Raw genomic sequence first — 22,784 nt, forward strand, 5'->3', positions numbered from 1 at the left:
CGTAGCAAGATTCCGCCAGACTGAATAATATTCAGGTGAGCGGAGCCAACTGGGTGCGCAGTGCTTCGGCGACCTCGCCCCGGTGATGGGCCGCGGACCCGAACAACGCCGCACCGGCAATACAGCGTTTGAAATAGTGGTGCAGATCGTATTCCCAGGTGAAACCGATACCGCCGTGCAACTGGAAGGCCCGGGCGGCACATTCTTCGGCGGCCTCCGAGATGAATCCCTTCGCCGTGGAGACGAGCAGTTCGGCCGAGGTATCCCGCTCACCGCCCGCCGGCGCATCCGCCAACTCCAAGAGCAGAGCCCGGCTGGACTCGACCCGGGCGAGCATCTCCGCGCAGGCGTGTTTGACCGCCTGCCGCGACGCGATCGGCTGACCGAACTGCACCCGCTGCCCCGCGTAGGCGACGGTCGTATCGAGCAGCCAGGACATCGCGCCGACAAGCCCCGCGCAGTGGATCGCGGTACCCAGGTGCCGCACCCGCGCCAGCGCGGCCGTCAGGGCGTCCCCCGCGAGCGGGAGCACGCGCGCCGCGGCGCCGGTGAACTCCAATGCGCTCATCGGCTGGGTGGCGTCGAGGGTCACCAGTGCCGTGGGCGTCGCGTCCGCGACGCGCAGCACCACCGCGCGCGGATCGGCGCCGGTGATCGCCACCACCGTGCGGGATATATCGGCGTCGGGCACGAACGGCAGCCGGCCGTCCACCCGGGAGTCCCGCAGGCACAGCCGTGATGCGGCGAAGGTGCCCCGCGCACTGAAGAAACCGAAGGTCGGCGCGTCCTCGTCGCCGGATGAACCGCCCAGCGCCGAGATCGCCGCCCGGCCCACCGTGCGCGCCAGATACGGAACGGGCGCCGCGAAACGCCCCAGCGCTTCGGCGATCAGGCAGGCGGTGAGCACATCGCCGTCGTCCAGCGGTTCGAGCACCCCGACGGCTTCGAGATCACGCCACAGATCCTCTTGCGGCGCCCGCGATCCCGGCCCCGCCCGCAGGCCGCGCAGCGGATCGTGTGTGCGCAGAATCGCCTCCACACTGGCGACGAACTCGTACTGTTCGGCCGACGGTAGTCTCATGTGCCCGCTCCCGAGGAGTCGATGAAGGAACGCCAGGACCCGGTCCGGCCGGGGTCGGTGCCGCGGGGCATTCCCAATGCCCGCTCGGCGATCTGATCGCGCAGGATCTCGGAGGTGCCGCCGGCCACCGTTTTCGGCTGGACGCGCAGAAACGCCCAGATGTCCTGGGCGGCCCCGCGATCGCCGGGCACGTGCGCCAGCAGCGGGAGCCCGCCGAACTCCAGGAACGCGCGCTGCAACCGTTTGGTGTGCTCGGCCTGCATGACCTTGTTGTAGGGGGTGCCACCGGCCACCGGGGGCAGTCCCGCCGCGCGGTGCAGCGCGTGCCGGCGGTTGTTGCACGCGATCACCCGCGCTTCCATCCACAGCCGCGCGATGGTGTCCGCCTCGACCGCCGAGGAGTCCGGCAGAAATTCGGTGACGAGTTCTTCGATGGTGCGGCCGACCATCGACCCCGGGGTCGCCGCGCCCGCCCCGGACCCGGCCATCCGCTCCAACTGCAGGACGGCGCGCACGATCTCCCAGCCCTGCCCGGCCACGCCGAGCCGGTACCGGTCCGATACCACCACCTCGTCGAGCTCGACCTCGAAGAACTCGGCGTCACCGGTCATCTGCCGGATCGGCCGGATCGTGACACCCGGCGCGGCCATATCGATCAGGAAACAGGTCAGGCCCGCGAGTTTGGGCACCTCCGCGTCGGTGCGGGCGACCGCGAGGCCCCATTCGGCCCGGTCGGCGCGACTCGTCCAGATCTTGCGCCCGGTCACCGTCCACGAGTTGTCGCCACGCCGGGCCCGGGTGCGGACCGCCGCGAGGTCCGATCCGGCGTCCGGCTCCGAGAACAGCTGACACCACAGTGTTTCGTTGCGCGCGATCGGCGGCAACAGTTCCTGCGCGACCTCCGCGCTCGCGTATTTCAGGATGGCCGGGCCCACCCAGCCGGTCCCGATGGCGCTTTCGACGGTGCCGACCCGCCAGCGGGCCAATTCCCGCCGGATATCCACTGTCTCATCGGGGGTGAGCGCCCGGCCGCCGTACTCCCGCGGCCATTCGGGCACCAGCCAGCCCTCGCGCGCGACCCGCCGCACCAGTTCGGCGATGTCGGCGGTCTCCGTGGCGGCGAGGATTTCGGCGAGCCGCTCGCGGTCGCCGGCCTCCACGGCCGCCGTCCATGCGCCGGGCAGCGTCCGGGTCAGGGCCGCGCGCAACTCGTCCACGGCGCTCATCGGACCACCCGCGCGTCCAGGGCCACGGGTCTGCCGTCGTGCCAGCCCAGCGGGTTGCATTCGACCAGGGCGGCACCCGTGCGCGCAGCAAGGCCGGCGAGCCGGGTGGCGACCCGGGCCAGCGCCGGCGCCACCTCGTCGTAACGACCGGGCACCCGGGCGAAGAGCACCTCGTCGAGCCGCTCGGCGAGGTGCTCTTCGCCGAGGAAGACGGGCAGGGCGACGGTGCGGTTCAGCAGTTCGATATGCGCGCCACCCAGTCCGGCGGAGACCACCGGACCCCACCGGGGATCCTGGCGGATACCGACGAAGAGTTCCAGGGAACACCGCAGTTGCCGCGCGACGATGACCGTGCCGCTGCCGGCGAGCAGTTCTTCCGCGGTCCGCCGCACCGTCGGCCGATCGATATCGAGCGCCACCCCGCCCGCGCGGGCCTTGTGCACTCCGGCCGCCACATCGGATTTGAGCACGACGGGCCAGCCGAGCTCCGTGCCGATCCGTTCGGCCGCCTCCGGGGTGTGCGCCGGTTGCCACGGCGCGACCTCCACCCCCGCCTCCGCGACGAGACGCAAACTGTCGGAAGCGCGCGGTTCGTCCGGCAGGGCCGGGCGCGCGGGAGCGGGCCGAAGGAGCCGGGGACGTGTCCACGGCCCGGTGTCGTGCCCGGTCGCGGCCGACAGTGCCCGGCAGGCCGTATCGAGGTCCGGAAGGACGACGTGACCGTTCTCGATGAGCGGGCGCACCGTGCGCGGTTCCCGGTCCAGGGTGGCCAGCACTGTCGGGATCGCGGCACCGGCCACCGCGCCCACCGCCGCGGCCTGGTTCTCCCGTCCCACGACGAGCACGGCGTCGACCTCACCCGAGGCGCGCAGGATGTGGCACACCCGGCCCAGGGTCTCGTCGTCGCCGATGGTCTGGGCGGTGACGTCGACCGGGTTGGCCGTCGACGCGATGGCGGGAAGGTGCTGCGCCAGCTCCTGCCGGGTGGCCGGACTCAGCGCCGGCACGCTCGTCCCGGCCGCACCGAGTATGTCCGAGGCGACGACCCCCGCCCCGCCGGAGCCGGTGACGATCCCGATCCGTCGACCGCGCACCGGCCCGAGCAGGGCGAGGCCGAGCGCGCTGACGACGAGGTCGCGGTCCGAACCCACCAGGACGGCGCCGTAGGCGCGGAACACTTCGCTCGTCACCGCCGCGTCGGCGCTCACCGCCGCGGTATGCGAAGCCGCCGCGGTCGCACCGGCGGCGGAGAGCCCGCCCAGCAGGCAGACCACTGGGACACCGGCGTCGCGCGCGTCCGCCAGCAGCGCCTCGAGCGCGTACGTATCGCGCAGACCCTCCAGATAGAGCATCAGCACCCGGGGCCGCGCCGCCGCGAGTACACCCCGGGCCAGGGTGCACGCATCGAGTTGTGCCTCGTTCCCGGTGCCGGCGAACCCGTCGAGATGGAACCCGTACCGGGCCGCCGCGCTCACCACCCGGGCACCGAAAGCGCCGCTCTGTGACACCAGGAACGCCCCGCTACCGTGCCGGCAGTCCACCAGGGTGTCGAACGCCTGGGCAAAGGTCAGTACCGCCCGCGCCGGCGCGTAGTACAGCCCGACGGTATTGGGCCCTATGAGGATCGTGCCGCGCGACGTACGCGGCGCGGTGGCACCGACCTCCTCGAATCCCGAGCTGTACACCACGGCGAACCGGGCCAGGCCGTCGACGGAGTCCAGCACCGCGGGTACGGCGGCGGCCGGAACACTGATCAGTGCCACATCGACCTCCTCCCGCAGCGGTTCGTCCGCGGAAGGGGTCACGACGGCGCCGGAGAATCCCGCGTCCCGGAGATGCGCCAGGGTCCGGCTGCCGAGGCCGGTCGGCTTCGACGTCGCGCCGACGACCGCGATCGACCGGGGGGACAGCAGCCGGGTCAGGTCGGGTACGTCGGGCGCGGCGGCGGGCGGCACCGCGCCGGCGGCGGTGCTCATCGCAGATCCGCCGGCAGGGTGGTGTGCTTGGTGGTCTGCCACTGCGGGGCCCTCTTCTCCTTGAACGCCGCGATACCGCGCAGGGTCTCGCCGAGTGTCCGTACCCAGTTCAGGGCGCGGCGCTCGTGGTTGTAGGCGTGCAGCCGATCCTCGGTCTCCAGGAACTCGTACATCAACTGCTTGGTCACGGTCAGCGACGCGGGCGCGCACCGCTGCGCCATCTCTTCGGCGAGGGCGAGTGCGTGGTCGAGGACGTCGCCGGCCGGTACGCAATGCGTGGCCAGCCCCAGCCGGGTGAACTCGGTGCCGTCGACGGTCCGGCCGGTCAGCAGGAGATCCATCGCCACCCCGAATCCGGCCAGGCGCGGCAACAGCCACATCGAACCCCGGTCCGGGATGATGCCGACGCGGTTGAACGAGAAGGCCAGCCGGGCGGTCGCGGCCACGACGCGGATATCGGCCTGCATGGCCCAGGTCAGGCTGACCCCGATGGCGTCACCGTTGAGCGCGGCGATGATAGGAGTCCGCAGCCGCCAGGGGGCCTGGTCCGGCCGGGACAGCGACTCCACCGCGTGCGCGTCGACATCGCGCCAGTCCAGGCCCAGGTCGGCGCCGACGCCGAAATGCGCCCCGCGGCCGGTGACGACGACGGCGGCGATACCGGGATCGGCGTCGAAGTCGACCAGCGCCTGTTGCAGCTGGTTGGCCATCAGCGGCGTATAGGAATTGCGGCGATCGGGACGGTCCAGGTAGGCGATGCCGGTCCGCCCCCTGGTCTCGACGGTGACGTGACGCTCGGTCATAGGTCCTCCGGGAACGTAATCGGGCTTGCCAGACCACTGTCGTCCCGCGCGGACCGTTCGGGCAAAGACGTAGTTTCGGGAGCATCCATCGGCGAAACCTATGGCGGGTTACCGTGACGGTATGGATCTCCGGTCGCTCCGCTATTTCCTGGCGGTCGTCGAACACGGCGGCGTGACCAAAGGCGCTGCGGCGCTGTACATCAGCCAGCCGTCGCTGTCACAGACGATCCGCCGGCTGGAAGCGGAGGCCGGGGTACGGTTGCTCGACCGGTCCGGCCCGGCGGCGGTCCCGACAACCGCCGGACTGGAGATGGCCGAGGTGGCCCGCCGTGTCCTCGCGGAACTCGACAACGCCCGGGAGCGGGTGCACCGGGTCACGAACCTGTCCGTCGGCCGGCTCGTGGTCACCACGGCATCGACATTGTCGGTGTATCCGCTCACGCCGATCGTGGCCGCGCTGCGACGCCGGCATCCCGGCCTCGAGGTCCATGTGCGCAATGCCGGTACCGGACCCAGCGTGCTCGACAGTATCCAGCGCAACACCGCGGAGATCGGCGTCCTCGATCTTCCCCTGGAAGACCCCCGCTGGGCGGTGCGCCCGCTACCCCGCGAAGAAGTCGTCCTCGTGACCGCGGCGCACGGCCGGGACGGCGAATCCGTCGCGCGCGAGAGCCTGGGCGCGTTCGACCTCGGGGTGGCGACGGTGGATCTGGACACCTCCTCCGAACTGGGGGCCCTGCTCGCGGCCACGGCGTCACGCGCCCGGGTACGCACCGCCCACCGCCAGTTGCTCTGGGAGGTCGTCGCGGCGGGCGTGGTGTCGACGGTGATGGGCCGGCGCAGCGCCGGCCAGGTGCTGCCGGGTGCGGCCGTGCGGCCGCTGGAACCGCCGCTGTGGCGGACCCCGGGCCTGGTGTGGCGCCCGGGCGCCCTCTCACCCGCGGGCGAGGCGCTGCTGGCCGCCGCGGCCGACGTATTCGACCGCGGTGTCGATGAATGACCGGGCGACCGAGCTGAGCTGATCCGGGTCGAAAACCAGCCCCATCTCCTCACGGAACCGGGGGGCCAATCGCCGGACGTGCGCACCGCCCGCGCGCGCGGTCCGCGCGAGCGCCGGGCCGACGATCGTCGCGCCGACTCCCCCGAGCATGAGCGAGGTCCGCGCCTCGCGCTGCTCCACCACCGCGGCGACCTCCAGCGGCTGCCGGGCCGTCTCCCGCTCGAAGTCGGAGCGGCGGCCGGGCGGAACGAGCACCATCGGAACGGCGGTGAGATCGGCGAGGTCGAGGACACGGTCCGGCGGGGTCTCGGCGCCCGGCGGAAAGGCCACGTGCAGATCCCCGGGCCCCAGGGGCAGCACCCGAAGGGCGCCGGCCGGGGCGACCGCGAGCGGCACGCGGGTACAGACGATTTCGATGGACCCGCCGGTCAGTGCCTCGACGACCTCTTCCTCCCGGGCGAGATCGTGGACGTGCACCCCGGCCCCCGTGGTATCGGTGAGCCACTGCGCGATCAACTCGGCCAGGGGCCCGCTCACCGCGGTCGAGAGTGCGGCGATCTCCAGCCGTCCCGACACCCGCCGGCCCGGGTCCGCCGCTACCTCGATCGACTGGTCGCATTCGCGCACGATCCGGCGGGCCGGGCCGACCAGCGCATGCCCGGCCGGGGTCGGGACCATACCCCGGCCGACCCGATGGAACAGCCGGGCGCCCAACTCCCGTTCGAGGCCGCGCACGGCCGTCGAGACACTCGACTGCCCCACGCCCAAGCGCGCCGCGGCGGCCATGGTGCTACCACCGTCGCGGACCGCGAGGAAATACCTCAGCTGATAGAGCTCCACACCCGGACCGTAGCCCAGCTCATCGGCCCGACCAGCGCGGTGCGCGTTTCTCCGCGAAGGCCCGCGCACCCTCCTGCGCGTCCGCCGAGGCGAATACCTCGTCGACATGGGGCCGCTGCCGCGCGAACCGCTCGGTGTGCGGCCAGCCGCGCGACTCCACCAGAATCCGCTTGCTGGTGGCCACGGCGAGGGGCCCGTTGGCCGCGATCCGGCCCGCGAGATCCAGCGCCGCGTCCCGCGCGCCGCCGGCCTCGGTGAGCCGGTTCACGAACCCCAGCGCGTACAGGCGGGCCGCGTCGATCGGTTCCCCGGTGAGCGCCAGCTCCGCGGCGATCACCTCAGGCAGCCGGTCGGGGAGCCGCAGCAGTCCGCCCGCCGCGGCGACGAGTCCGCGGGTGACCTCCGGAATCCCGAATCTCGCGGTCTCGGCCGCCACCACCAGGTCGCAGGCGAGGACGAGTTCGAAACCCCCGGCCAGGGCCCAGCCCTCCACTGCCGCGATCAGCGGTTTCCGCGGCGGCGCCTCGGTCAGTCCGCCGAAGCCGCGACCGGGAACGCTCGGACGTTCGCCGCGCAGGAAGCCCTTGAGGTCCATTCCCGCGCAGAAGCTGTCGCCGGCGCCGGTCAGTACCGCGGCGGCGAGATCCGCACTCGCGTCCAACCGGTCCAGTTCCGCCGCGATCCGCTCGGCCATCGCCCGGGTCACGGCGTTCTTCGCCGCGGGCCGGTTCAGGGTCAGCACGAGGACACCGCCGACCACTGTGGCAACGACCTCCGACTCCGCATCCTGGTTCATTCGACGGTCCCTTCCGCGGTGGCGACCGCCTGGCAATCGGTATAGACATCGAGGGCGTAGGCGCCGCCGCTGCGGCCGAGACCGCTGGCTCCCAGCCCGCCGAAGGGCAGGTCGGGGTGGCGGGCGACGGTATTGATACCGACCTGGGCCGAGCGCAGCCGTCCGGCGATCCGCTCGGCCGCCGGACGGTCGCGGGTGAAGACATAATTGGACAGGCCGAAGCGGGTGGCGTTGGCCGCGGCGACGGCCTCCTCGTCGTCGGCCGTTCGCATCACGCAGAGCAGCGGCCCGAACGCTTCCTCCTGCATCGCGGTGTGCTGCGGTGCGCATTCGGTGAGCAGGGTGGCGGGGTGGAACCACCCCCGTTCCGGGGCGCCCGGGGCCTGTGCCACTGTGGATCCTTCGGCGCGCGCCGCGGCCACCAGCCCCGCCACGTGCCGGCGTTGCCGGTCGCTGATCAGCGGGGTGATATCGGTGGTGGGTTCGGCCGGATCGCCGTAGCGCAGCGCGGTCAGCCGGTTCGTCAGGAGCGCCACGAGTTCGTCGTGGACACGGTGGTCCACCAGGATCCGCGCCGTGGTCAGGCAGACCTGTCCCGCCTGGACCGTCCAGGTCCGGGTCGCGCTGCGCACGACCGCGTCGAGATCCGCGTCGGCGCGCACGATCATGGCGCCCTTGCCGCCGAGTTCGAGCAGCAGCCGTTTCGTACTCGGCGCCGCGGAGCGATAGATCTGTTCCCCCACCGCGGTACTGCCGGTGAAGCTGACGGCCCCGACATCCGGGTTGTCCACCAGTGCCGCACCCGCCCGCGCATCAGCACCGGTCACGAGATTCACGGCTCCCGCAGGGGCGCCCTGCGCACGCAGGGCGCCGGCCAGGGCAAGAGCCAGGCGATGCACGAGAAGAGGGTCTTGGGGGGCGGGTTTCATCACGACGGCATTTCCCGCGAACAGCGCGGGCGCCACCTTGCCGATCATGGCGAGCAGCGGGAAATTGTACGGAGAGATACAGGCGACGACGCCGACCGGGATGCGCCGGACACTGCCCGTCAGGCCGGCCGCCGGAGGTGGGCCGGCCATGGCCAGCGTCCGCTCGTCGCGGCGCGCCCACGCGCGCAACCGGGCGACGGCCGCGTCCACCTGGAGGTCCGCGGCGACCGCGCAGGGGGCACCGGTATCCCGGATCGCAAGGTCGACCAGTAGATCACGCTCCCGCTCGAGCGTCTCGGCGGCGGTATCGAGCACCGCGCGCCGTCGTTCCAGCGGTGCCGCCGCCCACGCGGGCTGCGCCGCACGGGCCGCCTCGACCGCCGCGTCCGCCTCCGCGACACCGCAATCGGCGATCTCGGCGAGGGTCGCCTCCGTATACGGGTTGTCGATCGTATACGTCCCGGCGGTGGTGACCGCGTCCCCACCCACCAGCGCGGCGACAACGCCGGTACTCGAATCACTCATCGCCGTCCCTCACCTCCATCTCGACGAATCCCCGGTCGAGTCCACCCGCCTGCAGGTCGTCGACCAGTTCTCCGAGATCGCGCAATGGCAGAATCTTGCTGACCAGCGGAGAGAGATCTATCTCGCCCTCGTGTACCCGCCGGGCCAGCCGCGGCAGCGCGGTGGCCGGGTCCACCGAGCCCATCCGGCACCCCAGCAATGCCTTGTCGTGGAACAGCGCCCGGGGCCGGATACCGGCGACCGCGGCGGCGTCGGGAAGCCCGACGATCACACAGCGGCCACCCCATGCCAGCGATTCCACCGCGGCCGCCAGGATCTCCGGCCGCCCGACGCATTCGATGGCGGCCTCGAAGCCGTCGGCCGCCACGGCCGCGGCGGCGTCCCTGATCTCTGCGGCGTCGCCGATCACCGCGAAGTCGGTGGCGCCGCACCGCCGTGCGACCGCCTCCTTGGCCGGGTTCCGGTCGACGACCAGGATCCGCTCGGCGCCGGCGGCCCGGGCCGCGATGACCGCGTTCAATCCGATACCACCCGCTCCGGTCACCAGGACCCGATCCCCCGGGGCCACCCGCGCCCGTTCCTCGACGGCGCCGAAGCCGGTCACCGAGGCGCACCCGAGCATGGCCGCGATCGGCGCGTCGATCGGGGCCGTAATCGGCACCGCCTGGCGTTCGGCGACGACCGTGCGGGCCGCGAAGGCGCCGGTGCGGACGAATTGGTGGACCGGGCGGCCGCGCCAGGTGAACGGCGCGGCGGCCGGGGTGCCCGAGACCCGGCACACCGTCGGCCGGCCGGCCCGGCAGGCCCGGCACACACCGCAGCTACGCAGGACCGACAGCACGACACGAGCCCCGAGAGGTAGCGACGCACCCGGCCCCACGGCGCTCACCACTCCGACGGCCTCATGGCCGAGAACCACCGGCAGCGGCTGCTCGATCACGCCGTCGACGGGGTTCAGATCGCTGTGGCACAGACCCGCGGTGTCGATATCGACCGCCACCTCGCCGCGCTGCGGCGCGCGTACCTCGAGGTCGTCGATATGCCGGAAAGCCCGGCCGTCCCACAATGCCGCTCGTACCTCGGTCACTGCCACGTCCTGGTTCTCAACACACAGCGGAGGCTAACACAGAGATTCAGTTCAGTGGAATACGAATATGCTCAGTGGAATTTTTCCGCCCTGAGGTCTTGACATCGAGTGAGTGGCGTCACATTGTTACCTTCAGCGGAATCGAATTCCGCCGGTGCAAATCAGCGTGGCGGCCGCCCGCGGCACGTGGTTTCGAAGGAGTCCCGAGGTGAAGAAGCGAGCTCTACGCCGTGTGCTCACCGGCGCCGCCGGCGCCGTCCTGGTCTGCGGCGTCCTCGCCGGATGTGCCACCCCCACCGGAAGCACAGCCGGTGACAGCACGCCGGCAGACGCCATGTGCCCGACCCCGGACACCGCCGGAAAGATCACCATCTCGATGAGCTCGCCGCTCGCGGTTTTCGCACCGCTGCTCCTCGCTCTGGAAACCGACGCGTTCGCCGGCACGGGCCTGGAAGTGACGACCGAACCGCTCAAAAGCGCCGAAGCCATCCCGCTGGTCGCCCGCGGCGAACTCGACGCGCAGATCTCCTCGCTGTCGGCCGCGCATTTCAACACCGTCGACTCCGGGGTGGCCATCAAATGGATCGCACCGATGGACCTGCAACAGGAGATCCCGCAGGGGCAACCCGTCGCCGGTTACTGGGCCCGCGCCGACCTCGTCGGATCCGCGACCGACCCGGATCTCGCGGCGCTGCGGGGCGCCCGGGTCAGTACACCGACCGGCGGTGGCGGTATCAGCGGCCTGATCCTCGACAATGCCCTGTCGACAGTGGGGCTCGGGATCGAGGATGTGAACCTCACCGCGCCGCTCGTCGGGCCCGACGCGCTGACCGGGCTCATCAACGGATCGGTCGACCTCGCGTGGGTCTCCGCGCCTCTCGAAGTCCAGGCGGCCCAGCACCCCGAACTCGTCCCCGTGGCCGGATACGAACCCGGCGTGACCGGTACATCCATTCTCGCCGGCCCCGGACTGCTCGACCGGCCCGAGGTCACGGTCAAATTCCTGCAGGTGCTGCGGAAAGTCACCGAGCGGTACCTGAGCGGCGACTACCGCAAGAACCCCGAGACGGTGGCACTACTGGCCGCGGCACAGGAAACCGACGAGAACACGATCCGCAACGCCGCCCCGCTCACCTTCGATCCCGAGTTCGGGATGGATGGGGCCGCGCAGTTCGCCGAAACGTTCCAGGAATTCTCCATGACCCGTGGCGAACTCGAATACGCGGAGCCGCTCGATATCAACCGGCTCGTCGACACCCGCTTCTCCGAAGCACTGCAGATCTGCGCGGATACCGTCGGATGAGTGCCGGCGAGCATCCCGCGGCCGTCTGCGGCGCGTCCGCACGGTGGTGCGGAGTTCCAAAGGCGCCCCTCGGCGCCGGATCCCGGGCGTGAAGCGCGGCCACAAAATGCCGGGCACACCGTGTCGCTCGATGAGGGGGCTACCCGGTGTGCCCGGTCCGCGGCCGGAGGAGGCACCGCGACAGACGCGTTACTCCGCGGCGGCGAGTCGCACGGTGAGCGGTGTGGCCATGGTGAAACCTGCGGGTGCGTGGGCGATTGCACGCGAAGGCGGGATCTCGGACCCGATTCCGTCGGCGAAACGCCGATCCAGATGCCTGCGGCTCCAGCCACATTCGTCCACGGGCGCGGCGATCGGAACCCTCCCGCGCGTGCAACGCACGCCCGGCAGTCGTTCCTCGCTCACCATCCGACTGTAGAGCCGCGGATTCCCGCCCGCTCGGGCACTTACACTCGCCATCATGAGTAGCTGGGTACTTCCCGCCTTCCTGGGGTTGGGACTCGCGGCCGCCTGCGGGTTCCGCGCTTTCCTGCCGTTGCTGGTACTCAGCGCTGCCACGCATTTCGGTGTGCTCGGCCTGGATCTCAACGAGTCCTTCGCCTGGATCGGCTCGACCGGGGCGCTGCTCGCGTTGTCGGTCGCGGCCGCCGCCGAGATCCTGGGCGATCTCGTCCCGTTCGTCGACAACGCCTTGTCGCTCCTCGGCAATGTCAGCGGCCCGATCGCGGGAGCGATAGCCGCCGGGTCGGTGTTCGAGGCGGCGGATCCGGCCACCGCGGCGATCGCGGGAATCATTGTCGGCGCACCCACCGCACTCACCTTCAGCGCGACCCAGACCGGTGTCCGCGCGGCCAGTACCGCCACGACGGGCGGCATCGCGAACCCGGTGGTGTCGGTCGTCGAGGATGTGCTGGCCTTCGTCCTGGTCGCCCTGGCGATCGTGCTGCCGATCCTGGTACCGATCGTGCTGGGCGCGTTACTGTTCATCGCCTGGCGTGCGGTGCGCGGATTCCGGCGCCGGAGACCGGCGTCCACGCGGCCGGTCGTGACGCCGTCCTCGCGAACAAGCTAGATCCTGGCTCCGCAACGACATTCTGCACGCCGACGCGGGCGGGCATACCGGGGTGCCATGGTCCGAGGTCGAGAGCGCGCTGGAGTTCTTCCTCTGCTTCTCGGACGGGCCGCAACCCGACGAGTCCGACGCGGCCCGACGATCGGCGACCCAGGTCAGGAGTCGGAATCCGGCAGGTCCTCGGTGGGGATGTACCGGTTGAGTTGATCCGGATCGAGGTAGGGCTCGGCCTCGGTGACCACGCCGTCGGCGAGCATATGCAGTACCCATTGCGCCTTACCGTTGTTCTTGGCGCGGTACAGACCTGTATCGGCGGCGTCGATCAGGGTTTCCGCCTGGCCGCTCTGCACAGTGGTCAGCACGGCCCCGATACTGGCCGAAACCTGCACCCGGTGACTGTTGGTGGTCACCGGATCGGTCAGGGCGCCCAGCAGGCTGTCCGCCACCCGGCCCATCTTCCAGGCGTCGACCGGCGGCGGCACCAACGCGACGAACTCGTCTCCCCCGATCCGGGCCACCAGGCAGTCCATATCCTGCACACTCGTGTGCAGGCGGTCGGCGACAGCGGTGAGCACCCGGTCACCGGTGCCGTGGCCGTACCGGTCGTTGATGTGTTTGAAGCGATCCAGGTCCACGAAGCACAAACCGATCTGTTCGTGACCCCCCGCCTCGTTCATCACGGTGTCGAGCCGCTCCAGCAACTGACGCCGGTTGGGTAGGCCGGTCAGTGGGTCGTGCCGGGCCTGGCGGTGTAGCTCCTGGCGCATGCGGTGCTGTTCGGTGACGTCCTCGCCCACCGCCAGCAGGTAGTTCGGGTGGCCCGCCGCACCCTCGACGAAGGTGATGGAGAAGGAGGCCCACCCGTAGCTGCCGTCGACGCGGCCGATCTGCTGTTCCAGTTTCACCGTGCCCCCGCGTTTGGGCACCAGCTTTTCGTAGACGAGTCTACGAATACGCTCCCGGTCCTCGGGGTGGGCGAATTCGTAGACCGAGATACCGCGGAGTTCGTCGACCGGGACGCCGATCATATCGGCGAGTTTCTGGTTGGCGTCGAGTAGAACGCCGTTGGTGTCGCCCACGGCGATGGCCACTGCCGCGTTCTCGAACACCACCCGGTACCGCGCGTCCGACTGCCGGGTCGGCTCGACCTGTTCGGCGTGGTGGGCGGCGAACCGCTGCTGCCGGTGCGCTCCGTACCCCTCGCCCAATTTGGTGAGGAGTATCGACATCCGCGTCACGGCGGTGGGGCCGGCATCCGGCTCGACGAGACCCCACAGGATCGGCGCCGAAACGGCCGGTACATCGTCGACGCCCACCTCCACGGTGGCCAGGGCCGCGCCGACTCTGGCCCCCGCGGTGGCGTCGAACCGGGTCGAGGTGAGGGCTTTCGCCAGATCGTCGACCAGCCAGTGCAGGAACTGGTCGGCAGCCGGGTCGGCCGGGGCGGAGTCGCCGGGCGCCCGCAGCGCTCGAGACCACGAGCGGACCAGTTCATCGTGCCCCGACCCGTCCATCACACCCCTTCGTTCATCCACTGCCCGACACCACCGCAGCTACACGTCACCCCGGCCGGGCATCACCACCCCGACTGAGGCCATCCTTCCCTATCAGGCCGCATCGTTGCTACTCGGCCGGAGGTTGTTCTCGGCAAATATGCCGACACCCTTGTACCGGGTCGTCATCAGTTGCCACACCCAGGTGGCCTGGACGCAGCCGTCCAGGTCGGCGAGATGGGTCCGGACCGGCCCCGCCAGGCCGCTGTCGATACCGGGTTCGGCGCAGCGCGCCGTGAGCGCGGCGTGCAACCCGCGGAATTCGGTGAGCCGGTCGCGGACCACGCCGGCGGCGGCGTGCACGGCATCGGCCAGCGTCGCCTGCGGGTCGTTCAGGAAGCACACCGGTATCAGATTGAAATCGGAGCGGTCGACTATGCACTCCTTCTCGAAGGAGAACATATCGTTCATCAGAGCACCGATCTCCGCCGTCACCACCCGTAATCGGCGCACATCCTCCGCGAGCCCCGCGGCGGCCAATCGCTCCCGGTCCAGGTAGCTGTCCCGCCCGAATTCGCACAGGGCGATGGCCGGGAACATGCCCGACACCTGGGCCCGGAGATCGATGTATTCGTCCGTGGTCAGCAGGTCACGGCGGGACCGGGCGTTCTGGTCCCGGATCGCGGTGCGCAGATGCTCGACGGTCGACTCCAGGAACAGATCGAGCCACCGCGGATCCGCGTTCTGAGTGTGCAGCCGGGAGAGGAACTCGACCGTCGCCATTTCGATCGGCGCGGCGTCCTCCGGCGCGGTTCGTGTTTCGAGCAGGCGGCACAGCCGGTCGAGTTCGGTGCGCGCCCGGTGTTGTTCACCTCTGGACAGATGCCCGAACTTCTCCCGGCCCACAGTGTCGTTGAGCCAGAACAGGATCGCGTTGAACAGGCCGATGGTGGTCAGCCGGTCCGCACTGATGGGGCCGGGATGTAGATACGGCGTCATACTGTTGTAGTGCGCGCCGCCCGGCTCCAGCCAGATGCCCTGGGCGCGGCAATATTCCTCCACCTCCGCGCAGGATCGCGCGCCGAATCGACTCGGCCTGAACTCCCTGCTGTACTCTGCGATATCGCAGTCGGGTGTGCTGAACAGTTCCTGTAGCGACCAGGGCCTGTTCGCGCGCACCCGAGTATCCCGTTGCGCGCGCATATCCGCGATTCTCTGCTCGAGTGCCGATGTGTATCGAGAAGCCATGACGCTCTCCTCCCGCATGATCCAAACCCTTCAAGCTTGGTACACAGCGGCGGTCGTGTCACCCCATCGGCCTTCCCGCACACAGGATTCCGCACAGCACGGTCCCGCCGCGACGCGGGACCGGCCCCTCCGCTAGCCGCGATAGACCTCGACATAGGCGTTGGTCGCCACCGCGACGACACCGGGACCCATCCCGGTACAGCCCGTGGTGATGCGCCGGCCCGCCGGCGTGAAGGGATAGCCGATCGCCGCGTAGGGGCCGACGGCGTACAGCGGGAACGGACCGCTGGCGTAGAGGCCGACACAATCGACGTGCAGGACGTAGTTGCTGCCTCCGTCCGGACCGCAGGTCGCCGACGCGCCGAACAGGTCTCGTTCGACGACGCAATCCTGCGGTGCCGCCGCCGCGGTGCCGGAACCGACGACCGCGACGAAGGCCAGGCCCGAAACACCGGCGGCCGCAACGCGTGCGGCGGTAAGGATCTTCTGTTTCATGAGGACTCCTTTCGGAGAGAGCTTCGGCCGGGAGCGGCTCCACGTTACTGCGGCGGGAATCCGGTCCACTGTGTCGCGAGGCCGGGCGGCCTGTCGGGCGGCCGCTTTCAGCTCGCGCCGGCGGGACCGGGCGGACGGTGACCGCCCCGGGTGTCACCGCTCTCGGCGCTCTCACCGGATGCCGCCACCCGCACCGGGTGGCTCTCGTCGTCGGTGAGAAACGACGCCAGATCCCGTCCTTGTTCGGCGACCGCGGTGCGTTCGGCTCGGGAGAGGCGGCGCAGCGGCGTGACGGTCAGGGCGTCGGCACGGCAGGTCCAGGTCGCCGCGACCCGGCCGTCGACCAGCACGACCCGTTCACCGGCGACCGAGAGGCCGCGGTGGGCATGATCGATGATCCGGCCGCGGTCGTGGTAGCCGAGGATCGCGTTGTCGAACGCGGGCAGGAACCGCACCGGGGCGGGAGTGTCCGGATCGGGGCGTGGTGCGTCCGGGAGGTCGAGGAGTTCGCGGCCCCGCTCATCGCGGAAGGTGAGCAGTTCGTCGCGGATCGCGGCCACCGCGGCGGGAAGCCCGGCGAGGCCGCACCAGGCGCGCAGATCGGCCACCGAGGCGGGCCCGAACGCGGCGAGATAGCGCCGCACCAGCGCTTTTCCGACCGGATCGGTGCCGTCCGGTGCGGGCGGGTCGACCTCGCGCCCCAGCCAGGCGGCGAGGGGCACGGTGCGTGCGCCCGATGTGCGGCGCCACAACCCGCGCGGCGGCAGCTGCACCGTCGGGACGAGTGCGGCGATCACCAGTTCGCCGAGTGGCCGCGGCCCGGCGGCCGGCCAGCGCACGGCGAGCTCCCGGCCGAGTTCGGGCATTGTGCGGGATCGTCCGTCGGACAGTAGTTGCCCGGCCGCCGTCGCCAGTTCGTCGAGGTCGACTCCGGTGAGCTCGCGGCGGTAGACCCCGATCACCTTCTGGCGCAGCATGGCGTCGTGGCGGGCCCGCCACGCCAGCGCGTCGGCGGCGGTGACCAGATGGACGGTGCGGCGCATGAGCTGGGTGCGCACCACCCGCCGTGTCGTGAGCAGCTCGTCGAGGTGCGCCGGATCGAATGCCCGTAGCCGCGACCACAGCCCGACGAATGGTTCCTGCGGTTCCTGGGCCTGCAAGCCGCACAGATGCGCGACAGCATCGGATACCGGTAGATCGGCACGGTCCAGCAGGAACTGACGGGCGAGGGCGGCCCGGTTGAGTGCGCGGGCGGAGAGGACGGTCATCGGGTCAGGCCGCCGCACGCTCGGCTGCCGGACGCCGCCGTAGCGCGGGGAGTTCGACGGCGGGTGGCACGTAGGCCACATCGAGCGGGCCGAGATCCGTACCGGGCGCGACGATCCGATCTATCCGGTCGAGCACCTCGTCGTCGAGGGTGACCGCGGCACCGGCCAAGAGATCGTCGAGCTGGGGACCGAACATCATGGTGCCGAGGCAGTAGGGGCCGACCTGTATTCCGGTGCGACCGAGGGGGCGGGTTCTCATCGTGGTGGTGTCCTGTCGGTGTCGATTCCCGGGCATGGCGGACGGCGGTGGGCCACCGGCGCAGAGGCCCCGGCGGCCCACCGGGTCAGCCGTTGTATTCGCTGATGACGTCGAGGACCCAGACGACTCCGAAACGGTCCTGCAGCATCCCGTAGGCGGGTGCCCAGCCCGCCGGGCCCAGCGGGACGACGACTGTCGCGCCCGCGGTGAGCTTTTCCCAGTACCCGGTCACCTCGTCGACGGTCTCGCCGCGCACCGAGACGAAGAACGCGTTCTTGCCCGGGTTGTGGGCGATCGACGAGGGAACGTCGTAGGCCATCACGTGGAACCCGTTATCGGCCTGCACCTGGCCCCAGGAGATCTGTTCGGCCTCGGACTCCGAGGTAACGCTGCCGGCGTCTTTGTGGGTCACGGCGGCGAAGTGACCGCCGAACACCGACTGGTAGAACTCCAGCGCCGCGCGGGCGTCGCCGCGGAAGTTCAGGTGGGTGGTGGTGGTGAGGGACACGGTTGCTCCTGATTCGGCTCGGTGGCTTACCGGAGCAACATTCGCAGGGGTAGTGGACAGGATGTGTCCTCTACTTCGGACAGAATGAAGAAATGCCGAAAACGTCCGCCCGGCTGCTGGCCCTGCTGTCCCTGTTGCAGGCACGCCGGGACTGGCCGGGAACGCTGCTGGCCGAACGGCTGGAGGTCAGTGCCCGGACCGTACGCCGCGATGTCGACCGTCTGCGCGGGCTGGGCTATCCCATCGTCACCACCAAGGGCCCGGACGGCGGATACCGGCTCGGCGCCGGCAGCCGGCTCCCGCCGCTGCTGTTCGACGACGAGCAGGCCGTCGCCCTCACCGTCGCACTGCAGCTCGCCACCACCGCGGGCGCCGGTATCCAGGAATCCGCGGCGCGCGCGCTGAACACGATCCGCCAGGTGTTGCCCGCGCACCTACGCCACCGCATCGACACCCTCCGGATCACCACCGTCGCACCACCGGCGGGCCGGCCCGCGCCGGAGGTGCGCACCGGCGTTCTCACCGTCCTGGGCGCCGCCGTCCACCACGGCGAAGTACTGCGCTTCGACTACGCGGCCACCGCACCGCGGACAGGTGACGACCGGGCCCCGACCCCGCCCCGCCGGGTAGAGCCCCACCATCTCGTCACCTGGGGTGGACGCTGGTACCTCGTCGCCTGGGACCTCGACCGCGCCGACTGGCGAACCTTCCGTGCCGACCGGATCCACCCGCGCACCCCCACCGGCCCGCGCTTCGCTCCCCGCGCGCTCCCGACAGGTGATGTCACCACATTTCTGACCAGCAGATTCCGCGGCACGGACGCGACCGGCGACTGGCCCTGCCGCGGCGAGGTGATCCTGCACCTCGCCGCGGCCGACGTGGCACCGTTCATCCACGACGGAGTGGTGGAGGCGCTGAGCCCCGACCGATGCCGGGTCGCCGTCGGCTCGTGGTCGTGGACGGCACTCGCCAGTGCCCTCGGCACGTTCGACGCCGATATGGAAGTCCTGGGCCCACCCGAACTCACCGCCGCGTTCGCCCGCCTGGCCCGCCGCTACACCGAAGCGGCGAACAGCGGATCCGGCACGCACCCGAGGCCGGCGTCAGCGCGCGACGGCGAATCATGAGGTCGTCCGACCGCGCTCCGCGTCCGCCGGAACCGTCGGCGCGACCCACGGCGGCATAGGAGATCTTCCACAGCCGGCGCGCCACCGCGCGCGTTGCCTCGATCGTCAACGGCAGCGGCCGGAAATGGTCGGTGAACTCGTGGACACCACGGCCGAACATTTCCGGCGCGGAGCCCGGCCGACCCAGAGGTACTCGACCCCGCGGCCGCGGACAGGCACGGACCTGTCAGAAGTCGAAACCACCGCCGTCGAAGCCGCCGCCGTCGAAGCCACCCCCGTCGCCGCCCCAATCGTCCTGGCCGCCGGCGTCGCCGCCCGGTCCGCCGTAATCCTGTTCTCCGGCGGCGAGTCCGTCCGCATAGCCCTCCCCGAAGCCCTGTTCGAAACCTTCGGCGCCGTAACCCACGCCGGCCATCCCGGAGAACAGTGAGGTGAACAGCAGGGCCGAGCCCACTCCCCAGACACCGGCGATCATGGCCGGTTTCCACCAGGGCTCGGAATACCAGCCGGCCGGGACCGGCCGGCCCGCGACGCGCCCGCCCGGGTAGTAGTTCGGCGTCCCGGCCGAAGGGCGCGGGGACGCGGCGATCCGGCGGTTGTCGAAGTCGATCACCCGGTCTTCGCTGACCTCACCCGCGCCGGCCTGCCCCGGCAACTCGGGTACGGCGGGGCCGGGATCCATTTCCATGGCGATCCGGGCGGCCCGGATGTAGTAGAGCCCCTCGAGCGCGGTCTGTCTCGCCAGCCGGGCCTAGACCGGGGTCCTGGCCTGGTCGACCTGCGAGCCCGCCGCGGTGTGGCGTTCCGCGGCGTCGGCCAGCGCTTGCCGCGCGGCCGGGTTGCTACCGGACAGGTGGTAGATCTGACCGCCGAGGCGCTCGTTGACCTGGCGCGCCTCGGCGAGCGCATCGGCCAATTCGGTCGCCGCGCGCAGACTGTTCCGCCGGGACCGCCACACCAGGATCGACGCCACCAGCACGACCGCCACCGCGATCAGTAGCCACTCCATGGTCACGCACTCCTCTTGTCGGCGGAGCACCGTGCCGACCAGCGTACTCGCCGGCCGGCGGCCCACGGCCCGGCCGGACCGGCGGGCACCGCGACGACCACCCGGCCGGGTCGAGCCGGCGCCGGGGGGCGGGCGGAAACGCCGCGGAGAACACCACAGCAAGTAAGGTTAGGGTAACCTTCACGGGGAACGATCTTGGTCTGCCGAACGCCGCGGCAGACCATCCAGATGAAACCAGGGGGTTCCCGATGACCGTCGGCCAGACACTCGACCGCGCCGAAAGCGCTTCCAGCAGAGACCACGACCTCTCCATCGACATCGGCCTGCTGATCCTGCGGCTGGCCTTCGGGCTGCTGTTCGCCGCCCACGGCGCACAGAAGCTGTTCGGCTGGTTCGGCGGCGAGGGACTCGCGGCCAACAATGCCGGGTTCGAGCAGATGGGCTTCAACCCCGGCACCCTCTTCGGCACCCTGGCCGGACTCAGCGAACTCACCGGTGGGCTGCTGCTTGCCTGCGGAGCGTTCACTCCCCTGGGGGCGGCAATGGTACTGGGCACCGGAATCGTCATCGTCGACACCGGATTCGGCAAGGGACTGCTCGGCGGCTACGAGATGGGCCTGCTCTTCGCGGTGGTCGCGGCAGCGGTCGCGTTCACCGGCCCCGGCCGGCTGTCGGTGGACGCGGGCCGGCCCTGGGCGCGCACCGGACCGGCCTGGGGCGCGATCTCGGTGGGTCTCGCCGTGGTGGCCGCGGTCATCACTTTGGTTTTCAAGGCAGTGCTGTAATCCCGGGCGCCGAACCCGCCGGTCCACCGGGTCGGTGGGTGCGACGGGTCCGTGGAAAACACATTTCGCGAAATCCATCACCGCCGACTCCGAACACGCACCAATTAGAAGACTGGACGGTTCGCGTCGAATTCGCCCGCACCCGGCGGGAATATTACTGTGCGACTCCCGGAGAGGACTCGGTACAACAGTGATTCGGGACGGCTGGTCACAACACCTGCCGCACAGACCATCTCGAGTGCACAACGTGGCGAGAAAGCTCAAAAGTTGATCTAGATTGCGGTCCTCTTCGTTGCTAGGCTGTTGCTGCCGACGAGGACGGTCACATGCACTCGGCGGCACGAACCCAGTTGGTACCAGGAGCCTTTCACCACGCGTCGCTGTTCGGCGATCCGTCACCCATTATTCGGCAACGTGTCCGAAAGGCGTCCTATCGATGCAGAAGGCCGCGGAGATTCGAGACGAGAATGCTCCGCCGGTCCAGGAGTTTCCACATGAATCTGGACGACGCACTACGTGAGGGAATGTCCGTGGACGGTGCGATCGGTATCGCACTCGTCGATGCGGGCAGCGGAATGCTGCTGGCGAAACAGGGCGGCAGTTCCGTTTTCGATCTCGATATCGCCGGCGCGGTGAACACCGAGGTCCTGCGCGCGAAGCTGCGTGCGATCGAGGCATTGCAATTGAACGACTCCGTCCAGGACATCCTCGTTTCCCTCGACGCCCAGTACCACATCATCATGCCGCTGGCGCGTAACGCCGAAGAGCAGCTCTTCCTCTATCTGGCGCTGGACCGCTCCCGTGCCAACCTGGCCCTCGCCCGCCACCAGCTCCGTCGCGTCGAACAAGCGATCAGACTATGAACAGCGGCCCCGGACGCCGGGATGTGCTGCTCAGCGACCCCGCGATCGTGGGCCGCCTGTTGCAGCAGGCGTGCGACGAGATCGACGGCATCGAGCACGCCATCATGACCAGCCGCGACGGGCTCCTCATCGCCGCGAACAAGGAGGCCGGTGACGACGCCGCCGATACCCTCGCGGACCGCGCCTCGGCGATGGCCGCGGCCGGTGCGGGAATCGGCGACCATTTCACCCAGCTGGTATCCCACGGCCGGCTACAAGGTTCCATTTTCGAGGCAGAACAGGGCTGCGTCGGCGTATTCCCGATCAGCACCACCCTGTTGCTCGTCGTGACCAGCCGGACCTCGGTCAGTATGGGCCGCTTCAGTGTTGCCGCCAAACGGACGTTGCAGTTGCTGCAATCCCCCGACCCCTGACCCGGGTGCGACGGGCCGGGTCACCGGCCGGGTTCGTCGATCACGAGGGGCCACGCAGCGGCCGCAGCGAGGCCAGCAGCCCGATCTCGGGGGCGAGTGCGCCGTCCTGCCCGAGCGCACGGAAGTCGTCCGCGACCGGACCCGGATCGAGTTCTCCCGCCCGCACCGCCTGATAGCGCACCTGCGACCACACGAAGGTGTCCAGATCATCGAAGCGGGTGCCGCCTTCGAGAACCTCCTCCTCGTGGAACCAGATCGCCACCTGCCCGCTGGTGAGCAGCGTGTACAGGTTGCCGCCACCGTCGGCGCCGAGGGTGTACACGTCGTCGTCGGTGAGTTCGGTGCGGTAATCGCTGTCCAACAGTCCGCACTGGTTGGCAGCGAAACCGAACCCGTAGGACCAGTCGTAGATATCGAGGAACTGCGGCATGGTTCCGGACCGCACCCGGCGATCGAATCCGGCGAGCGCGGCGGCGGCGGTGGGGTCGAGCCGTTCCAGGAACGGCTCGACCGGCCGGACCGCGGATCGGGGGATCTCGACGCGCGGCCGTTCGGGGAACCAACGCGTCAGGTCGGCGTCGAGATCCCGCTCGATGTAACCGGTCAGGTCTGCACGGGTTATCGGCATCGCCGGATCGTATGCGGCCGGGTGCGGTGGCGCCACCGGCGCCACCGCAC

General features: G+C 70.3%; 22 protein-coding genes and 1 pseudogene. 7 read left to right on the plus strand and 16 right to left on the minus strand.

Going from position 1 to position 22,784, the window contains the following annotated elements; translation table 11 throughout:
* Positions 1–31 precede the first annotated feature (31 nt).
* The 4 genes from IG75_RS37280 to IG75_RS0109695 are packed head-to-tail and all read right to left on the minus strand — an operon-like array spanning position 32 to position 5,086.
* On the minus strand, positions 32–1,081 hold the full coding sequence (locus IG75_RS37280) for an acyl-CoA dehydrogenase family protein (RefSeq protein WP_051714445.1): 1,050 nt from the start codon (positions 1,079–1,081) through the stop codon (positions 32–34).
* Entirely contained in the window at positions 1,078–2,307 is a 1,230-nt protein-coding gene (locus IG75_RS0109685; RefSeq protein WP_162183784.1) for an acyl-CoA dehydrogenase family protein, read from the minus strand. The genes IG75_RS37280 and IG75_RS0109685 overlap by 4 nt, the downstream gene beginning before the upstream one ends.
* Entirely contained in the window at positions 2,304–4,283 is a 1,980-nt protein-coding gene (locus IG75_RS0109690; protein ID WP_030520860.1) for an acetate--CoA ligase family protein, read from the minus strand. Before IG75_RS0109690 ends, IG75_RS0109685 begins: the two co-directional genes overlap by 4 nt.
* Positions 4,280–5,086 (minus strand): enoyl-CoA hydratase/isomerase family protein, encoded by an 807-nt coding sequence (locus IG75_RS0109695; protein WP_030520861.1) that lies wholly within the window; start codon positions 5,084–5,086, stop codon positions 4,280–4,282. The genes IG75_RS0109690 and IG75_RS0109695 overlap by 4 nt, the downstream gene beginning before the upstream one ends.
* A 121-nt stretch (positions 5,087–5,207) precedes the next feature.
* Between IG75_RS0109695 and IG75_RS0109700 the strand changes: the two genes are divergently transcribed.
* Positions 5,208–6,086, plus strand: coding sequence for a LysR family transcriptional regulator (locus IG75_RS0109700; protein ID WP_030520862.1), 879 nt, complete (start codon positions 5,208–5,210; stop codon positions 6,084–6,086).
* Here the strand turns inward: IG75_RS0109700 and IG75_RS0109705 are convergent.
* The 4 genes from IG75_RS0109705 to IG75_RS0109720 are packed head-to-tail and all read right to left on the minus strand — an operon-like array spanning position 6,021 to position 10,263.
* Complete coding sequence (locus IG75_RS0109705) at positions 6,021–6,926, minus strand: LysR family transcriptional regulator (protein ID WP_051714448.1); 906 nt, start codon at positions 6,924–6,926, stop codon at positions 6,021–6,023. The two genes, IG75_RS0109700 and IG75_RS0109705, sit on opposite strands and share 66 nt — an antisense overlap.
* Before the next feature lie 19 nt (positions 6,927–6,945).
* Positions 6,946–7,722: a crotonase/enoyl-CoA hydratase family protein gene (locus IG75_RS0109710; RefSeq protein ID WP_030520864.1), complete on the minus strand. Its 777-nt coding sequence runs from the start codon at positions 7,720–7,722 to the stop codon at positions 6,946–6,948.
* Positions 7,719–9,176, minus strand: a complete 1,458-nt coding sequence (locus tag IG75_RS0109715) for an aldehyde dehydrogenase family protein (RefSeq protein WP_030520865.1) — start codon at positions 9,174–9,176, stop codon at positions 7,719–7,721. Before IG75_RS0109715 ends, IG75_RS0109710 begins: the two co-directional genes overlap by 4 nt.
* Positions 9,169–10,263, minus strand: coding sequence for an alcohol dehydrogenase catalytic domain-containing protein (locus IG75_RS0109720; protein WP_030520866.1), 1,095 nt, complete (start codon positions 10,261–10,263; stop codon positions 9,169–9,171). Before IG75_RS0109720 ends, IG75_RS0109715 begins: the two co-directional genes overlap by 8 nt.
* A gap of 208 nt (positions 10,264–10,471) precedes the next feature.
* Between IG75_RS0109720 and IG75_RS0109725 the strand changes: the two genes are divergently transcribed.
* The gene (locus IG75_RS0109725) at positions 10,472–11,566 is read left to right on the plus strand and encodes an ABC transporter substrate-binding protein (protein ID WP_030520867.1); all 1,095 of its coding nucleotides are present in this window, start codon (positions 10,472–10,474) and stop codon (positions 11,564–11,566) included.
* Between the two features lie 460 nt (positions 11,567–12,026).
* Positions 12,027–12,638 (plus strand): DUF4126 domain-containing protein, encoded by a 612-nt coding sequence (locus IG75_RS0109735; protein ID WP_036513252.1) that lies wholly within the window; start codon positions 12,027–12,029, stop codon positions 12,636–12,638.
* A gap of 155 nt (positions 12,639–12,793) precedes the next feature.
* Here IG75_RS0109735 and IG75_RS0109740 read toward each other — a convergent pair whose 3' ends face one another.
* The 6 genes from IG75_RS0109740 to IG75_RS0109765 form a co-directional block, all read right to left on the minus strand.
* Positions 12,794–14,173 (minus strand): diguanylate cyclase domain-containing protein, encoded by a 1,380-nt coding sequence (locus IG75_RS0109740; protein ID WP_156058796.1) that lies wholly within the window; start codon positions 14,171–14,173, stop codon positions 12,794–12,796.
* A gap of 72 nt (positions 14,174–14,245) precedes the next feature.
* Positions 14,246–15,379, minus strand: a complete 1,134-nt coding sequence (locus tag IG75_RS0109745; protein WP_051714508.1) for a terpene synthase family protein — start codon at positions 15,377–15,379, stop codon at positions 14,246–14,248.
* A 132-nt stretch (positions 15,380–15,511) separates the two neighbouring features.
* Complete coding sequence (locus IG75_RS0109750) at positions 15,512–15,874, minus strand: hypothetical protein (protein WP_030520871.1); 363 nt, start codon at positions 15,872–15,874, stop codon at positions 15,512–15,514.
* 107 nt (positions 15,875–15,981) lie between these two features.
* Positions 15,982–17,142: a winged helix DNA-binding domain-containing protein gene (locus tag IG75_RS0109755; protein ID WP_081876815.1), complete on the minus strand. Its 1,161-nt coding sequence runs from the start codon at positions 17,140–17,142 to the stop codon at positions 15,982–15,984.
* Positions 17,143–17,146: 4 nt separating this feature from the next.
* Positions 17,147–17,401, minus strand: coding sequence for a hypothetical protein (locus IG75_RS39015; RefSeq protein WP_051714449.1), 255 nt, complete (start codon positions 17,399–17,401; stop codon positions 17,147–17,149).
* An 85-nt stretch (positions 17,402–17,486) separates the two neighbouring features.
* Positions 17,487–17,909 carry a VOC family protein gene (locus tag IG75_RS0109765; RefSeq protein ID WP_030520874.1) on the minus strand — a complete coding sequence of 141 codons (423 nt, stop codon included), beginning with the start codon at positions 17,907–17,909 and terminating at the stop codon, positions 17,487–17,489.
* A gap of 92 nt (positions 17,910–18,001) precedes the next feature.
* Between IG75_RS0109765 and IG75_RS0109770 the strand changes: the two genes are divergently transcribed.
* Positions 18,002–19,036: a helix-turn-helix transcriptional regulator gene (locus IG75_RS0109770; RefSeq protein ID WP_036513255.1), complete on the plus strand. Its 1,035-nt coding sequence runs from the start codon at positions 18,002–18,004 to the stop codon at positions 19,034–19,036.
* Positions 19,037–19,262: 226 nt separating this feature from the next.
* Here IG75_RS0109770 and IG75_RS39555 read toward each other — a convergent pair.
* Positions 19,263–20,045, minus strand: a pseudogene (locus IG75_RS39555) (DUF1542 domain-containing protein).
* A gap of 248 nt (positions 20,046–20,293) precedes the next feature.
* On the opposite strand from IG75_RS39555, the gene IG75_RS0109780 reads away from it, so the two are divergent.
* From IG75_RS0109780 to IG75_RS37285, 3 genes are all read left to right on the plus strand, one after another.
* Positions 20,294–20,830: a DoxX family protein gene (locus IG75_RS0109780; RefSeq protein ID WP_030520876.1), complete on the plus strand. Its 537-nt coding sequence runs from the start codon at positions 20,294–20,296 to the stop codon at positions 20,828–20,830.
* Positions 20,831–21,324: 494 nt separating this feature from the next.
* The gene (locus IG75_RS0109785) at positions 21,325–21,693 is read left to right on the plus strand and encodes a roadblock/LC7 domain-containing protein (protein WP_030520877.1); all 369 of its coding nucleotides are present in this window, start codon (positions 21,325–21,327) and stop codon (positions 21,691–21,693) included.
* Positions 21,690–22,106 (plus strand): roadblock/LC7 domain-containing protein, encoded by a 417-nt coding sequence (locus tag IG75_RS37285; protein WP_051714450.1) that lies wholly within the window; start codon positions 21,690–21,692, stop codon positions 22,104–22,106. The genes IG75_RS0109785 and IG75_RS37285 overlap by 4 nt, the downstream gene beginning before the upstream one ends.
* Before the next feature lie 40 nt (positions 22,107–22,146).
* Here the strand turns inward: IG75_RS37285 and IG75_RS0109795 are convergent, their stop codons facing one another.
* Entirely contained in the window at positions 22,147–22,734 is a 588-nt protein-coding gene (locus IG75_RS0109795) for a hypothetical protein (protein WP_030520879.1), read from the minus strand.
* Between the last annotated feature and the right edge of the window lie 50 nt (positions 22,735–22,784).

The sequence above is a fragment of the Nocardia rhamnosiphila NBRC 108938 genome (assembly GCF_000720425.1).
GTDB classification, from domain to species: Bacteria; Actinomycetota; Actinomycetes; order Mycobacteriales; family Mycobacteriaceae; genus Nocardia; species Nocardia rhamnosiphila.

What these genes read in the sequence shown, in the direction of transcription:
- IG75_RS0109780 (WP_030520876.1), top strand. Translation starts at nt 20,294, where the DNA reads ATGACCGTCGGCCAGACACTCGACCGCGCCGAAAGCGCTTCCAGCAGA.
- IG75_RS37285 (WP_051714450.1), top strand. Translation starts at nt 21,690, where the DNA reads ATGAACAGCGGCCCCGGACGCCGGGATGTGCTGCTCAGCGACCCCGCG.
- IG75_RS0109785 (WP_030520877.1), top strand. Translation starts at nt 21,325, where the DNA reads ATGAATCTGGACGACGCACTACGTGAGGGAATGTCCGTGGACGGTGCG.
- IG75_RS0109695 (WP_030520861.1), bottom strand. Translation starts at nt 5,086, where the DNA reads ATGACCGAGCGTCACGTCACCGTCGAGACCAGGGGGCGGACCGGCATC.
- IG75_RS0109750 (WP_030520871.1), bottom strand. Translation starts at nt 15,874, where the DNA reads ATGAAACAGAAGATCCTTACCGCCGCACGCGTTGCGGCCGCCGGTGTT.
- IG75_RS0109795 (WP_030520879.1), bottom strand. Translation starts at nt 22,734, where the DNA reads ATGCCGATAACCCGTGCAGACCTGACCGGTTACATCGAGCGGGATCTC.
- IG75_RS37280 (WP_051714445.1), bottom strand. Translation starts at nt 1,081, where the DNA reads ATGAGACTACCGTCGGCCGAACAGTACGAGTTCGTCGCCAGTGTGGAG.
- IG75_RS0109710 (WP_030520864.1), bottom strand. Translation starts at nt 7,722, where the DNA reads ATGAACCAGGATGCGGAGTCGGAGGTCGTTGCCACAGTGGTCGGCGGT.
- IG75_RS0109755 (WP_081876815.1), bottom strand. Translation starts at nt 17,142, where the DNA reads ATGACCGTCCTCTCCGCCCGCGCACTCAACCGGGCCGCCCTCGCCCGT.
- IG75_RS0109770 (WP_036513255.1), top strand. Translation starts at nt 18,002, where the DNA reads ATGCCGAAAACGTCCGCCCGGCTGCTGGCCCTGCTGTCCCTGTTGCAG.
- IG75_RS39015 (WP_051714449.1), bottom strand. Translation starts at nt 17,401, where the DNA reads ATGAGAACCCGCCCCCTCGGTCGCACCGGAATACAGGTCGGCCCCTAC.
- IG75_RS0109735 (WP_036513252.1), top strand. Translation starts at nt 12,027, where the DNA reads ATGAGTAGCTGGGTACTTCCCGCCTTCCTGGGGTTGGGACTCGCGGCC.
- IG75_RS0109715 (WP_030520865.1), bottom strand. Translation starts at nt 9,176, where the DNA reads ATGAGTGATTCGAGTACCGGCGTTGTCGCCGCGCTGGTGGGTGGGGAC.
- IG75_RS0109700 (WP_030520862.1), top strand. Translation starts at nt 5,208, where the DNA reads ATGGATCTCCGGTCGCTCCGCTATTTCCTGGCGGTCGTCGAACACGGC.
- IG75_RS0109745 (WP_051714508.1), bottom strand. Translation starts at nt 15,379, where the DNA reads ATGGCTTCTCGATACACATCGGCACTCGAGCAGAGAATCGCGGATATG.
- IG75_RS0109690 (WP_030520860.1), bottom strand. Translation starts at nt 4,283, where the DNA reads ATGAGCACCGCCGCCGGCGCGGTGCCGCCCGCCGCCGCGCCCGACGTA.
- IG75_RS0109685 (WP_162183784.1), bottom strand. Translation starts at nt 2,307, where the DNA reads ATGAGCGCCGTGGACGAGTTGCGCGCGGCCCTGACCCGGACGCTGCCC.